A 14,462-nucleotide genomic window follows, 5' to 3' on the forward strand; every position below is an offset into this window, starting at 1 on the left:
ACGGGGACAGCGTGGCCGTGACGACGGACGTGAGCGACGGGCTCAAGCAGGCGGCGGGACACCCCTGGTTCCACCACATGTCCCGGGTGGGGCTGGTCGCGCGCGGCCTGCTCTACCTCCTCATCGGCTGGCTGGCCCTCCAGGTCGCCTTCGGCGGCGGCGGGAAGGAGGCCGATCGCACGGGTGCGCTGGAGACCATCGCCGACAAACCGGGCGGCCTCCTCCTGATCGTGCTGATGGCGGTCGGTTTCGCCGCGCTCGTCCTCTGGCAGGTCGCGGAGGCCCTGCTCGGCCGTCCCGTACCGGACGGCGACAAGGCGACCAAGCGCCTCGGGTCGGCCGGACGCGCCGTCATCTACGTGGTCGCGTTCGTCGGGACCCTGGCGTTCCTGTTCGGCCACCACGGCTCGTCGAGCGACAAGCAGTCCAAGACCTACACCGCGCGGCTCATGGACGCGCCCGGCGGCCGCTGGCTCGTCCTGGCGGTCGCGGTGGGCTTCGTCGTCGTGGGCGCGGTCATGGTCGTGAACGCCTTCCGGCACAAGTTCATGAAGGAACTGAAGAGCTGGGAGATGGGCGCCACCGCCCGCCGCGTCGTCAAGCCCCTCGCCCTGGTCGGCAGCACCGCCCGCGGCCTCGTCGTCGCCGCCGTCGGCGCCTTCCTCGCCTACGCGGCCATCAGCTTCCAGCCCGACAAGGCCCAGGGCCTGGACGGCACCCTCCGGGAGTTCGCCGACACCCCTGCCGGCCCCTGGGGCCTGGTCGCCATCGCCCTGGGCGTCATCACCTTCGGCCTGTACAACTTCTGCGAGGCCCGCTACCGCAAGGTAGACGCGAGCAACTAGCCCTCGGGCGGGGTCCCAGGGCGCGCCCCCTGGGAGTTACGGCTGGTAGGGGGACAGGGCCTTCCAGCCGGGGTCGTTGGTGGAGGCCACCTTCGCCTTGCCCTCCGGCCAGGCGGCGGCCAGTTGGTCGAGTTCGGAGATGACGCCGGAGTCCGGGTCGGCGTACAGGTGGAAGACGCGCAGGCCGTCGCCGGTCTCGCGGACGGCGAGGACGGCGCGGTCGCCGAGCTTGGCGAGCTTCTTCTCGAACGCGCGCAGCGCGCCCGACGACGGCTCGACGGGGAGCCGGTCGGGGTTGCTGTTGGCGTACGGGACGGTGATCGCCACGTGCAGGTCGCAGAGCGGGTAGTCCTGCCGGTGCAGCGGGAACCGGGCGCCGAGGCGGGCGGGGTGGCCGCGGGGGGTGCGGCCCTCACCGGTCAGCCAGGCGGGCTCGGCGAACGGCTCGGAGATCTGCTCCACGACCGCGGACAGCATGGACGGCGGCAGCGAGTCGATCGGCGCCTCGGTCGCGATCGTGACCTCGCCGACCCAGCGGGCCACGTCGTCCTCGCCGAGCGCCCAGTGCAGGACGTTCAGCGCGACCTGGAGCTGCTGCTCCTCGGAGACGAACAGGAAGTCGGGGTGGTAGGCGGTGATGTGCACGCGGGCGCGGTCGGCGTCGGCGCGCATGCCGAGCCGGACGTACTCCAGGTCGAACTCGTGGTCGCCGAGGATGAGGTCCTGGCCGAGCATCTCCGGGTCGGCCTGGCGGGACGGGTGGAAGCTCCAGCCGGCCGCCGCGGAGCCGGCCGGGGCGGAGCGGGCCCAGCGCTCGGTCAGGCCGCGCAGCTCGGGCTCGCCGCCGCCGGTGACGGTCAGCGAGGGGTTCCGGTCGTCGGCGCCGCCGATCTCCCACTGCAGCCCGGGATGGATCTTGTGGACGCGGCGGGACAGCTCCTCCATCGTCTCGGCGGACAGGCCCTCGCCGGGCACGGCCGGATCGGACTCCTCGGACTGATCCGGCCCGGCGGCCAGCGAGGCCTCGATCGTCGGGCGGGCCTGCGCCCACCACTCCCAGAACTCGCTGATGGCGGGCGGTGCGGCGGCGGACGCCTCGCGCGGACGGCGGAAGATTCCCATAGCGGCCCCAATCGTACGCGGAAATGGAGTCGGGGGACCGGGCCACGCCGCGTACGCTCGAAGGACTATGCCTCTCCGTGTACTCGCCGCCATGTCGGGCGGCGTCGACTCCGCCGTGGCCGCCGCCCGTGCCGCCGATGCCGGGCACGATGTGACCGGCGTCCACATGGCCCTGTCCAGCAACCCCCAGTCGTACCGGACGGGGGCGCGAGGCTGCTGCACCCTGGAGGACTCCCGGGACGCCCGCCGCGCCGCCGACGTGATCGGCATCCCGTTCTACGTGTGGGACCTCGCCGAGCGCTTCCACAGGGACGTGGTGGAGGACTTCGTCAGCGAGTACGCGGCGGGCCGCACCCCGAACCCGTGCCTGCGCTGCAACGAGAAGATCAAGTTCGCGGCGCTGCTGGACCGCGCGATGGCCCTCGGGTTCGACGCCGTCTGCACCGGGCACTACGCGCGGCTGGACGGCGGCGTCCTGCGCCGCGGCGTCGACGCGGGCAAGGACCAGTCGTACGTGCTGGCCGTCTGCACGCCCGAGCAGCTCGCGCACGCCCTGTTCCCGCTCGGCGACACCTCCAAGGCCGACATCCGGCTGGAGGCGGAGCGGCGCGGGCTCCAGGTGGCCGACAAGCCCGACAGCCACGACATCTGCTTCATCGCCGACGGCGACACGCGCGGCTTCCTGGCCGAGCGGCTGGGGGCGGCGCCCGGCCCGATCGTCGACGCCGACGGCAACGAGGTCGGCGAGCACGACGGCGCCTACGCCTACACGATCGGGCAGCGCAAGGGCCTGCGGATCGGCACCCCGGCGCCGGACGGGCGGCCCCGCTACGTCCTGGACATCTCGCCGGTCACGAACACCGTGACGGTGGGCCCGCGCGAGTCGCTGGACGTCCACCAGATCACCGGCGAGCGCCCGGTGTGGCTGAGCGAGGTCCCCGAGGGTCCGTTCGACTGCCAGGTCCAGCTTCGCGCGCACGGCGAGGTCTACGCCTGCACGGCCGAGCAGGCCGGGGACGAGCTGCGCATCCGCCTGGCCACCCCCGCGCGCGGCGTGGCGACCGGCCAGGCCGCCGTGCTCTACGACGGCGACCGCGTCCTCGCCTCGGCCACGATCGCGGAGGCCGCACGCGTTCCCGCCTGAACCTCGACCGGGTCGCCGCGCTGCTGTGATCGCCGCGTCGCGGCGCCGATAGGCTTTCCAGGGTGACGAGCTTTCCGTGGCAGACCGGGACGGCGACCGGCGTCGGGTCCTATCCGGGAGAGGACCCCGCCGAGGCGCTGCGGGTCGTCCTCGGCGAGCTGCCCGAGATGCCGCACCTGCCCGAGCTGCCCGCGCGCGGCCCGGGCGCCGACCTGGCGGGACGGACCGCCGGGCTGCTGGTCGAGATGCCCGTGCACCTGGAGCCGTCCGGGTGGCGGTTCTCCGACCGCCCTGGACGCGACACGCAGCGCTCCCGCGACCATCTCGCCCGCGACCTGGACGTCCTGGAGGAGGTCGCGGGCGGCCACGACGGCCCGTTCAAGATCCAGGTGTGCGGGCCGTGGACGCTGGCCGCCTCGATCGAGCTGCGGCACGGCGACCGGGCGCTGAGGGACCCCGGCGCCGTCCGGGACCTGGTCGCCTCGCTGGCCGAGGGCGTCGCGGGGCACGTGGCCGACGTCCGGCGGCGGCTCCCGGCGGCTCAGATCGTCCTCCAGCTGGACGAGCCCGGCCTGCCCGCCGCGCTCGCCGGGACGGTCCCGACCGCCAGCGGGTTCTCGCGGCTGCGGGCGATCGAGGAGCCGGTCGCCGAGGAGGCGCTGCGCACGGTGATCGACGCGGCGGACGCGTTCCCCGTCGTGCACTGCTGCGCCCGGAACGTCCCGTACGGGCTGCTGCGCGGAGCCGGGGCGAAGGCGCTCTCGGTCGACCTGCGGCTGCTCCCGAAGCGCGACGACGACGTCGTGGGGGAGACGATCGACGCGGGGATCGGCCTGTTCCTCGGCGCGGTGGCCGCGACCGACGCCGCCCTGCCGTCCCTCCAGGAGACCGCCGAGCCGGTGCGGGAGCTGTGGCGCCGCTTCGGGTTCCCGGCGCAGCGGCTGGCGGAGCAAGTCGTGATCACCCCGGCGTGCGGGATGGCGGGCGCGTCGCCGCGGTACGTCCGGGCGGCCCTCGGACGCTGCCGGGACACGGCCCGGATGCTCTACGAAGCGGCTCTCTAGAAGGGCGCGCCGAGGGCTCATATTGTCGGTCCCGTTGGCGAGAATAGGGGCATGACCATGAGCGACGGCGTTCCGACCGAGGCGCGGCAGCGCCACAAGGAGCTGAGCGAGCGGCTCGACGAGGCCAACTACCGGTACTACGTCCTCGACCAGCCGACGCTCTCCGACGCCGAGTACGACCGGATGATGCGCGACATCCACGCGCTGGAGGAGCGGCATCCGGAGCTGGTCACGCCCGACTCGCCGACGCAGCGGGTCGGCGCGCCCATCGTCACCGACTTCGCGACCGTCCGGCACCTGGAGCGGATGCAGAGCCTGGACAACGCGATGAGCGCCGACGAGCTGCTCGCCTGGGACGAGCGGGTCGTCAAGGAGGTCGGCGAGGTCGCCGGCTACCTGTGCGAACTGAAGATCGACGGCCTGGCGATCGCGCTGACCTACGAGAACGGGCGGCTCACGCGCGGGGTCACCCGCGGCGACGGCCGCACCGGCGAGGACGTCACCAACAACGTGCGCACCATCGCCGACATCCCGAGCCGGCTGGCCGGCGACGGCTGGCCCGACGTGCTGGAGGTCCGCGGCGAGGTCTTCCTGCCGGTCGAGGGGTTCGAGCAGGTCAACGCGGTCCAGATTGAGGCGGGCAAGGAGCCCTTCGCCAACCCCCGCAACGCGGCGGCGGGCTCGCTGCGGCAGAAGGACCCGCGCGTCACCGCGCACCGGCCGCTCGGCATGCTCGTCCACGGGTTCGGCGCGTGGCGGGGCGGGAAGCAGCCCGACAGCCAGTCCGGCGCGTACGAGCTGATGCGCGGCTGGGGGCTGCCGGTCAGCGACCGCTACAAGGTCGTCGGCGGGCTCGCCGCCGTCCGCGAGTACATCGAGGAGTACGGCGAGGACCGGCACGGCACCGCCTACGAGATCGACGGGGTCGTCGTCAAGGTCGACCAGTTCGCGCTGCAGCGGCGGCTCGGGTCCACGAGCCGGGCACCGCGCTGGGCGATCGCGTGGAAGTACCCGCCGGAGGAGGTCAACACCAAGCTCCTCGACATCAAGGTCGGAGTGGGACGGACCGGGCGCGTCACCCCCTACGGGGTGATGGAGCCGATCAAGGTCGCCGGGTCCACGGTCGAGCGGGCGACGCTGCACAACGCGAGCGAGGTCAGGCGCAAGGGCGTGCTGATCGGCGACACGGTCGTCCTGCGCAAGGCGGGCGACGTCATCCCCGAGATCGTCGCGCCGGTGACGGGGCTGCGCGACGGGTCCGAGCGCGAGTTCGTCATGCCCGGCACCTGCCCCGAGTGCGGGACCGAGCTGGCGTACGAGAAGGAGGGCGACGTCGACATCCGCTGCCCGAACGCCGAGAGCTGCCCCGGCCAGCTGCGCGAGCGGCTGTTCTACCTGGCGAGCCGCAAGGTGCTCGACATCGAGGCGCTCGGGTACGTCGCGGCGACCGCGCTCACCCAGCCGCTGGAGCCGAGCGACCCGCCGGTCAAGAACGAGGGCGACCTGTTCCACATCACCGTCGACCAGCTGCTCCCGATCAGGAGCCTCGTCCTCGACCAGCGGACCGGCACGACCAAGACCGACCCGAAGACCGGCGAGCCGAAGGTCGTGTCGTTCTTCGCCAACAAGGAGGGCGAGCCGAAGAAGACGGTCGAGATCCTCTTCGAGGAGCTGGAGAAGGCCAAGCGGCAGCCTCTGTGGCGGGTGCTGGTGGCGCTGTCGATCCGGCACGTGGGGCCGTCCGCCGCCCAGGACCTCGCGCGCGAGATGCGCTCGCTGGACGCGATCGCCGAGGCGACGGAGGAGGAGCTCGCCGCGGTCGACGGCGTCGGGCCCACCATCGCAGCGTCGATCAAGAAGTGGTTCGAGGAGCCCTGGCACCGCGAGATCGTCGACAAGTGGCGGGCCGCAGGGGTCCGGATGGAGGACGAGGGCGCCGCGGGCCCGCGGCCGCTGGAGGGCGTCACCGTCGTGATCACCGGATCGCTGGAGGGGTTCAGCCGCGACTCGGCGACCGAGGCGGTGCAGCGGCTCGGCGGGAAGGTGTCCGGCTCGGTGTCGAAGAAGACGGGCTTCGTGGTCGTCGGCGACAGTCCAGGGTCGAAATACGACAAGGCGGTCAAGTTGGGCGTGCCGGTCCTGGCCGAGGACGGGTTCCGGGTCCTGCTCTCCGATGGGCCAGATGCGGCCAAAAACGTAACTATGCGCGCCGACGCCTAACACGGTGTGGTTGCAGGGGTTTCGACCAGGGTTGCGTTACTCAGGGGTACACTTCCACTACCCACCGACGAGGGACGGGCGTGGAAAGGAAATAACGGAACGTACGCAACCGGTTTCGCGAAGTTGAGCAAAGGCCGTACTCTCCCTCACATCACGACCCACACCTGAAATCTCCGGACGTAACACCCGGGGGGCGTCCCCCGAGGTCGGGGACGCCCGGTGCCGGGGGCCGGCCCCCCGAAGCCCCCCGAGGATGTGATGAAGGACCCGAACAACACGCGGAACACGGCGCCACGCCGTGGCTCCCCGTTGTGGATCTACTTCGTCGTCGTCATCCTGCTCGGTGTCGCCGCCGGAGTCGCCGCGTTCTCCGGGCTGACCCGCGCCGACCTCGACGCCCTCGCCGGGACCCCCGTGTTCTGGATCCTCGGCTGCTTCATCATCTTCGGCGAGCTGCGGCCGATCATCACGCCCGGCAGCACCGAGAACAACGGCGCCACCACCTCGACGACGTTCTCGTTCGCCGCGCTGCTGTACGCGGGGCTGCCCATCGCGGCCGCCCTCCAGGCCGTCGCCGTGATCACCTGCGGGATCTTCCGCGCCCGCTCCCCGCACCGCATTGCCTTCAACGTCGCCCAGTACACGCTCAGCCTGGCCGCCGCCCAGCTCGTCCTCGCGCTCTCCGGCGACCTCGCGACCCCCTCGCAGCTGTGGGTGCCGCACGGCTCCGACCTGCCCGCGATCGCGCTCGCCGGCACCGTCTACTTCGTCTGCAACGACACCCTCGTCGGCGCCGCCGTCGCGCTGCACGCCCGCGTGTCGCTCGTGAAGTCGCTCCGCTGGGACCTCGCCTACCAGGTCCTCGTGCACCTGGCGCTGCTCGGTCTCGCCCCGCTGATGGTGATCGCGATGGACCGGTCCGCCGTCTTCGTGCCGCTGATCGTCCTGCCGTTCATCGCCGTCTACCTCAACGCCTCCGTCTCGGTCCGGCGCGAGCACCAGGCGCTGCACGACGGACTGACCGGCCTGCCCAACCGCAAACTGCTGATCGTCCGCACCGAGGAGGCCCTCGCCGAGGCGCGGGGCGCGGACCGGCGGCTCCCGCGCGCCGCCGGCCTCGGAGCCCGGCGGCGCAAGGCGGCCGACTCGCCGGACCACCGCGCCGGCCTGTTCCTGCTCGACCTCGACCGGTTCAAGGAGGTCAACGACACCCTCGGGCACCCCACCGGCGACCGGCTGCTGCAGCTCGTCGCGCACCGGCTCACCCACAGCGTCCGCCCCGGTGACCTCGTCGCGCGGCTCGGCGGAGACGAGTTCGCGGTGCTGCTGCCCACCGTGCGGGACGAGGCCGCCGCCCGCGAGGTCGCCGCCCGGCTGCGCGCCGCGCTCTCCGAACCCGTCCGGCTGGACGGCATGTCGTTCGACCTGGAGGCCAGCGTCGGCATCGCGCTGTTCCCCGACCACGCGCCCGACTTCGAGCTGCTGCTGCAACGCGCCGACGTCGCCATGTACAACGCCAAGGAGGCCCGGACCGGCGTCGAGACGTACTCGCCCGGCAAGGACCGCAACTCCCCGGCCCGGCTCAGCATGCTCGGCGACCTGCGCCGCGCCCTCGACCGCTCCGAGCTGGAGCTGTTCTACCAGCCGAAGATCGCGCTGCGGGACGGCCACCTCGTCGGCATGGAGGCCCTGCTGCGCTGGCGCCACCCCGACAAGGGCCTCCTGGAACCCGAGGCGTTCCTGTCGGTGGCCGAGCAGACCTACCTGATGCGCTCGATCACCCACTACGTGGTGCAGGCCGCGCTCGCCCAGACCGCCGCGTGGTGGCGGGCGGACATGCCCGTCCAGGTCGCGGTGAACGCCTCGGGACGCGACCTGCTCGACACCGGCCTCACCGAGGTCATCGAGGAGGGCCTGCTCGCCCGCGGCCTGCCCGCCGCCGCGCTCCAGCTGGAGATCACCGAGCGCATCCTGATGAACGAGCCCGCCTACGCCTCCGACACGGTGAGCGCCCTCGCCGAGCTCGGCATCCCGCTCAGCCTGGACGACTTCGGCACCGGATACTCCTCCCTCGTCCGGCTCAAGCGCCTGCCCGTCGAGGAGATCAAGATCGACTCCTCGTTCGTGCAGCGGCTGGCCGACTCGCCCGACGACGCCGTCATCGTCCGCTCGATCGTCGACCTCGTCCGCACCCTCGGCCTGCGCTCGGTCGCCGAGGGCGTCGAGGACCCCGAGACCGCCGAGAGGCTCCGCGAGATGGGCTGCGACGCCGCGCAGGGCTGGCACTTCTGCCGCCCCATGGACGCCGCGGCCGCCACCGAATGGCTGTACTCCTTCGCCGTCCCCTCGGTCAAGGCCCCCGGAGGCGCCTGACCCCGCCCGACCCGCTGCCGTCGCGCTCCACCCAGGTCCTGTTCGCGCGGCTGGAGGAAGCGGGCGGCCACTCCCGGCGTCCGCGAAGTCGGCCCGGCCCCAGGTTCGCCCCGCCGGTCGCTGATCAAAGACCTACCGGTCAGGTGTCACCAAGATCATGGCCAAGTACACCCAGGCCAGAGGGCCAGGCTTCAGCACAACACCGTTTCACGGCAAGGCACTGTTCCTTGGCACGACGCCGTCCTGCCAAGGGTGTCGTCCTCTGTCGGAGCTTCGCCACACGCCCGGGAGGGCGCCGCCTGGGGAAGGCGGCGCCCTGTCCGCTGACGGGCGTGCTGCGTGCGGCGGTACCCGCGGTGCCGGGGTCAGTAGCGGCGGCGGGCCTCGTAGTCGTCCGGGTAGTACTCCTCGCGCACCGCCGCCGGCGGGGGCCGGCGATCGACGGCGCGGCGGGCGGACATGATCCGCACGATGCCGACGACCAGGCCGATCACGCCGCCGATCATCAGGATGACGCCGACCAGCCGGATGTCGATCCCGCTGATGTCGTAGTTCACTGCGTATGCCAGGATCGCGCCGATAATGATCAGGGCGATGCTGCCGCCGATGGTCACGGCGGTCTCCTCTCGCTCGTCCCGGGGGTGGACGCAAGAAGCGTTCCCTCCGTGCGGGGATGAAACGGGCGATCCCGGCGACCTGCCGCGGGCGCGCCCGCGTAAACGGGTCGGGATCCGGGGGTGCGGGCCCATAGGATGGCCGTGAACCCACTTCATCGCACGAACGGTTTCTCGAATGTCCGCCATCACCCGTGACGAGGTGTCGCACCTCGCCCGGCTGTCCCGGCTGGCGCTCGGCGACGATGAGCTCGACCATCTCGCCGCCCAGCTCGACCAGATCATCTCCGCGGTCGCGCGGGTGCAGGAGGTCGCGGCGGAGGACATCCCGCCCACCTCCCACGCGCTGCCGCTGACCAACGTCTACCGGACGGACGAGGTGCGACAGTGCCTCCGGCCCGAGCAGGCCCTCGCCGGCGCCCCGGCAGCCGAGGGGCAGCGCTTCCGCGTACCGCGGATCCTCGATGAGGAGGCCTGACCGGTGACCGGAACGGAGCGCAGCGGAGTGGAGGGCACCGGTCAGGCGGCACGCCCGGGGGGCCTGGGGGGTCGCCCCCCAGAAAATGACGCGGCCGGTGACCGGAACGGAGCGCAGCGGAGTGGAGGGCACCGGTCAGGCGGCACGGCCGGGGGGCCTGGGGGGTCGTCCCCCCAGAAAGGACACGACCGGTGAGTGAGCTGGTGAGGAAGAGTGCGGCGGAGCTCGGGGAGCTGATCGCCGCCGGTGAGGCGTCGGCCGTCGAGGTGGCCGAGGCGCACCTGGACCGCATCGCGGCGGTGGACGGCAGCGTCAACGCGTTCCTGCACGTCGACCGCGAGACGACGCTGGCGCAGGCCCGCGGGGTGGACGAGCGGCGCGCGGCGGGGGAGGAGCTCGGCCCGCTGGCCGGCGTCCCCATCGCGCACAAGGACGTGTTCACCACCGCGGACATGCCCACCACCGCCGGATCCAAGATCCTTGAGGGCTGGCGGCCGCCGTACGACGCGACCGTGACGGCGCGGCTGCGGCAGGCCGGGCTGGTGATCCTCGGCAAGACCAACATGGACGAGTTCGCGATGGGCTCGTCCACGGAGAACAGCGCCTACTTCACCTCCCGCAACCCGTGGGACCTGGAGCGGGTCCCGGGCGGGTCGTCCGGCGGGTCGTCGGCGGCGGTCGCCGCGTACGAGGCGCCGCTGTCCACCGGCACCGACACCGGCGGCTCCATCCGGCAGCCCGCCTCGGTCACCGGCATCGTCGGCATGAAGCCCACCTACGGCGGCTCGTCCCGCTACGGCGTCATCGCGTTCGCGTCCTCGCTCGACACGCCGGGCCCGTTCGCCCGCAACGTGCTGGACGCGGCGCTGCTGCACGAGGCGTTCAGCGGCCACGACGTGATGGACTCCACCTCGGTGGAGGAGGCCGTCCCGCCGGTCGTGGAGGCCGCGCGCCGCGGCGACGTCAACGGGCTGCGCGTCGGGGTCGTGAAGGAGTTCGCGGGCGACGGCTACCAGGCGGGCGTCTCCGCGCGCTTCAACGAGGCGGTCGAGCTGCTGGAGTCCCTCGGCGCGAAGGTCGTCGAGGTGTCCTGCCCGCACTTCTCCTACGCGCTGCCCGCCTACTACCTGATCGCGCCGTCGGAGTGCTCGTCCAACCTGGCGCGCTTCGACGCGATGCGGTACGGCCTGCGCGTCGGCGACGACGGCAGCCGCAGCGCCGAGGAGGTCATGGCGCTGACCCGCGCGGAGGGCTTCGGGCCCGAGGTCAAGCGGCGCATCATGCTCGGCACCTACGCGCTGTCGTCGGGCTACTACGACGCCTACTACGGCAAGGCGCAGCAGGTCCGCACGCTGATCAAGCGCGACTTCGAGGCCGCGTTCGAGCAGGTGGACGTGCTGGTCTCGCCGACCACGCCGACCACCGCGTTCCCGATCGGCGAGCGCGCCGACGACCCGATCGCCATGTACCTGGCCGACCTGTGCACGATCCCGGCCAACCTCACCGGCAACGCCGCGATCTCGGTGCCGTGCGGTCTGTCGGACGGCCTGCCCGTCGGCCTGCAGATCATGGCCCCCGTCCTCGGCGACGACCGCGTCTACCGCGTCGGCGCCGCCGTCGAGCGGGCCCTCGAAGACCGCTGGGGCGGCCCGCTGCTGGCCAAGGCCCCGGAACTGGTGGAGGCGAAGTGACCACTCCGGCCCTGATGGACTACGACGAGGCGCTGGCGAAGTTCGAACCGGTGCTCGGCATCGAGACGCACATCGAGCTCGGCACCGCGTCCAAGATGTTCTGCGGGTGCCCGACGGCGTTCGGCGCGGAGCCGAACACGCAGGTGTGCCCGGTGTGCCTGGGGCTGCCGGGATCCCTGCCGGTCACCAACCACGCCGCGATCGAGGGCATCATCAAGATCGGTCTCGCGCTGAACTGCGACATCGTGGAGTGGTGCCGGTTCGCCCGGAAGAACTACTTCTATCCGGACATGCCGAAGAACTACCAGATCTCGCAGTACGACGAGCCGCTCTGCGTGGAGGGCCACCTCGACGTCGAGGTCGAAGGCGAGACGTACCGGATCGGGATCGAGCGCGTCCACATGGAGGAGGACACCGGCAAGTCGCTGCACGTCGGCGGCTCGACGGGGCGCATCCACGGCGCGGAGTACTCCCTCGTCGACTACAACCGGGCGGGCATCCCGCTGGTGGAGATCGTCACCAAGCCGATCCCCGCGACCGGCGACCGGGCGCCGCTGGTGGCGCGGGCGTACGCGACGGAGCTGCGCGAGCTGGTCCGGTCGCTCGGCGTGTCGGACGTGCGCATGGAGCAGGGCTCGATGCGCTGCGACGTGAACGTCTCGCTGATGCCGCGCGGCGCCGAGAAGTGGGGCACGCGGACCGAGACCAAGAACGTCAACTCGCTGCGGTCGGTCGAGCGGTCCGTCCGGTCGGAGATCGAGCGGCAGGCGGGCGTGCTGGACGCCGGCGGCACCATCGTCCAGGAGACCCGGCACTTCCACGAGGACACCGGCCGCACCACGAGCGGGCGCAGCAAGGAGGAGGCGCAGGACTACCGCTACTTCCCCGAGCCCGACCTGGTGCCGATGGCGCCGGCGCGGGAGTGGGTGGAGGAGCTGCGGGCGACCCTGCCGGAGCTTCCGGCCGCGCGCCGCGGGCGCATCCAGCGGGAGTGGAACCTGTCCGACCTCGAGCTGCGGGACGTCGTGAACGCCGGCGCCGTCGACCTCATCGAGGCGACGGTCGCGCAGGGCACCGACGCCGCCGCGGCCCGCAAGTGGTGGATGAACGAGCTGTCGCGGCGCGCCACCGAGCAGGGCGTCGAACTGGCCGACCTGCCGATCACGCCCGAGCAGGTCGCCCGCGTGCAGGCGATGATCAGCGCGGGGGAGCTGAACGACAAGCTGGCCCGCAAGGTGTTCGAGGGCGTCCTCGCGGGCGAGGGCGGCCCGGACGAGGTCGTCGCCGCGCGGGGCCTGAAGGTCGTCAGCGACGAGGGCGAGCTGTCCTCGGTCATTGACCAGGTGATCGCCGGCAACGCGGACGTGGCGGACAAGATCCGCGCCGGTAAGGTCGCGGCGGCCGGCGCCCTCGTCGGCGCCGTGATGAAGGCCACCCGCGGTCAGGCCGACGCCGGCCGCGCCCGCGAACTGATCCTGGAGAAACTCGGCGCCTCCTGACCCTGGCCGGCGCCCCGTGCGGTCGCCGGGGCGTCTCAGCTCAGGCGGGACGCCCCGGCGAATGGGCGCCCGGACGGGATCGGGCGTTCCGGCGATGCCGGGCGCTCAGCGGAGGGGGATGTCGAGGATGCGGTCGTCGCCCGGCTTGGGGGCGCCTCGGCCGTCCTGGTTGCTGGTCGTCACCCACAGTGCGCCGTCCGGTGTGCGGACGACCGCGCGTAGCCGTCCGTAGCGGCCCTGGAGCCGGGCGATGGGGCGTCCCGCCTTGCCGTCGTCGAGCGGGATCTGCCAGAGGCGCTCGCCGCGCAGCGCGGCGGCCCACAGGGAACCGTTCGCGTAGGCGAGGCCGGACGGCGACGCCTGGTCGGTCGTCCAGGTCAGGAGCGGGTCGGTGAACCCCTTGCGGTGGCCGACCCCCTCGACCTCGGGCCAGCCGTAGTTGCGGCCCTTGCCGATCAGGTTGATCTCGTCGAAGTGGTCCTGGCCGAACTCGGTGGCGTACATGCGGCCCGCGCCGTCCCAGGCGAGGCCCTGGACGTTGCGGTGCCCGTACGTCCAGATGCGGGTACCGAACGGGTTGCCGGGCGCGGGCGCGCCCTCGGGCGTGACCCGGAGGATCTTGCCGCCGAGGGAGTCCTTGTCCTGCGCCTTGCCGCCCTCGCCGGTCTCGCCGGTGGTGACGTAAAGCATCTTGTCGGGTCCGAAGGCCAGGCGTCCGCCGTTGTGGACGGCGCCCTTGGGGATGCCGGCGACGATCGGTTTCAGGTCGCCGAGACGGCCGTCATAGGTGGCGCGCACGACACGGTTGTCGGACGCGGCCGTGTAGTAGAGGTAGACGAAATGGTCGGTTCGGTAAGACGGGGACACCGCGACGCCGAGGAGGCCGCCCTCACCTTGCGCGTCCACCCCGGGCACCGTGCCGGCCGTCGCCCTGCGGCCGGACGGCGTGACGCGCAGGAGCCGGGCGGTGTCCCGTTCGGTGACCAGCGCGTCGCCTCCGGGCAGGAACGCCACGGCCCACGGCACCCTGAGGTCGTCGGTGACGGTGCGGGGCGTGCCCGGCCCGCCGCTCGCCGTCCCGGACGGAGTGCTGGACGCGGGCGGCGGGGTCCGGCCCGCCCCGCCCCCGGACGGCGAGGACGAGCAGGCCGCAAGGAGCGCGGCCGCCGAGACCAGGACGGCCGGGACGAGGATGGTGGTGTGCTGTCGCATGAGCGCCTCCCCCACGTACTACGGATCCCCGGCGCTTACCGTTCCCCGTCACGCAGCGTCATCCCGGCAAGGCGGCGATCCGGTGATGTTCGGCTTTCGGACGTCCCAAACGGATCCGCGACGAGGCCGTTCGTCGCGGGAAGGTCGCTCAGCCTCAATCGCTCCGTGACCTACCGAACGTACAGTGAGCGACACGGTGA

Annotated in this window: 11 protein-coding genes; 8 read left to right on the forward strand and 3 right to left on the reverse strand. The window is 72.4% G+C overall.

Features of this window, described 5'->3' with window-relative positions; translation table 11 throughout:
- The first annotated feature begins 11 nt into the window (after positions 1–11).
- Positions 12–845 (forward strand): DUF1206 domain-containing protein, encoded by an 834-nt coding sequence (locus AB0H37_RS40030; protein WP_360617840.1) that lies wholly within the window; start codon positions 12–14, stop codon positions 843–845.
- 36 nt (positions 846–881) lie between these two features.
- Here the strand turns inward: AB0H37_RS40030 and AB0H37_RS40035 are convergent, their stop codons facing one another.
- Positions 882–1,967, reverse strand: a complete 1,086-nt coding sequence (locus tag AB0H37_RS40035; RefSeq protein ID WP_329094207.1) for a DUF695 domain-containing protein — start codon at positions 1,965–1,967, stop codon at positions 882–884.
- Between the two features lie 67 nt (positions 1,968–2,034).
- Between AB0H37_RS40035 and mnmA the strand changes: the two genes are divergently transcribed.
- The 4 genes from mnmA to AB0H37_RS40055 all read left to right on the forward strand — a co-directional run bounded on the left by mnmA (position 2,035) and on the right by AB0H37_RS40055 (position 8,768).
- Complete coding sequence (mnmA, locus tag AB0H37_RS40040) at positions 2,035–3,111, forward strand: tRNA 2-thiouridine(34) synthase MnmA (RefSeq protein WP_360617842.1); 1,077 nt, start codon at positions 2,035–2,037, stop codon at positions 3,109–3,111.
- 62 nt (positions 3,112–3,173) lie between these two features.
- Positions 3,174–4,175 (forward strand): methionine synthase, encoded by a 1,002-nt coding sequence (locus AB0H37_RS40045; RefSeq protein ID WP_360617843.1) that lies wholly within the window; start codon positions 3,174–3,176, stop codon positions 4,173–4,175.
- A 51-nt stretch (positions 4,176–4,226) separates the two neighbouring features.
- Positions 4,227–6,395 carry an NAD-dependent DNA ligase LigA gene (gene ligA / locus AB0H37_RS40050; protein ID WP_360617844.1) on the forward strand — a complete coding sequence of 723 codons (2,169 nt, stop codon included), beginning with the start codon at positions 4,227–4,229 and terminating at the stop codon, positions 6,393–6,395.
- A gap of 258 nt (positions 6,396–6,653) precedes the next feature.
- Positions 6,654–8,768, forward strand: a complete 2,115-nt coding sequence (locus AB0H37_RS40055; RefSeq protein WP_360617845.1) for a bifunctional diguanylate cyclase/phosphodiesterase — start codon at positions 6,654–6,656, stop codon at positions 8,766–8,768.
- 365 nt (positions 8,769–9,133) lie between these two features.
- Here the strand turns inward: AB0H37_RS40055 and AB0H37_RS40060 are convergent, their stop codons facing one another.
- A complete protein-coding gene (locus AB0H37_RS40060; RefSeq protein WP_179833274.1) occupies positions 9,134–9,382 on the reverse strand; it encodes a DUF6458 family protein in 249 nt (82 codons plus the stop codon).
- 178 nt (positions 9,383–9,560) lie between these two features.
- Between AB0H37_RS40060 and gatC the strand changes: the two genes are divergently transcribed.
- The 3 genes from gatC (at position 9,561) to gatB (ending at position 13,050) form a co-directional block, all read left to right on the forward strand.
- Entirely contained in the window at positions 9,561–9,860 is a 300-nt protein-coding gene (gatC, locus tag AB0H37_RS40065) for an Asp-tRNA(Asn)/Glu-tRNA(Gln) amidotransferase subunit GatC (RefSeq protein WP_179833275.1), read from the forward strand.
- Positions 9,861–10,051: 191 nt separating this feature from the next.
- Complete coding sequence (gatA, locus tag AB0H37_RS40070) at positions 10,052–11,551, forward strand: Asp-tRNA(Asn)/Glu-tRNA(Gln) amidotransferase subunit GatA (RefSeq protein WP_329094195.1); 1,500 nt, start codon at positions 10,052–10,054, stop codon at positions 11,549–11,551.
- Between the two features lie 14 nt (positions 11,552–11,565).
- Positions 11,566–13,050 carry an Asp-tRNA(Asn)/Glu-tRNA(Gln) amidotransferase subunit GatB gene (gatB, locus tag AB0H37_RS40075; RefSeq protein ID WP_179838476.1) on the forward strand — a complete coding sequence of 495 codons (1,485 nt, stop codon included), beginning with the start codon at positions 11,566–11,568 and terminating at the stop codon, positions 13,048–13,050.
- A 105-nt stretch (positions 13,051–13,155) separates the two neighbouring features.
- Here gatB and AB0H37_RS40080 read toward each other — a convergent pair whose 3' ends face one another.
- The gene (locus AB0H37_RS40080; RefSeq protein ID WP_360617848.1) at positions 13,156–14,262 is read right to left on the reverse strand and encodes a PQQ-dependent sugar dehydrogenase; all 1,107 of its coding nucleotides are present in this window, start codon (positions 14,260–14,262) and stop codon (positions 13,156–13,158) included.
- Positions 14,263–14,462: the final 200 nt, after the last annotated feature.

The organism is Actinomadura sp. NPDC023710 (genome assembly GCF_040639875.1).
Taxonomy (GTDB): domain Bacteria; phylum Actinomycetota; class Actinomycetes; order Streptosporangiales; family Streptosporangiaceae; genus Spirillospora; species Spirillospora citrea.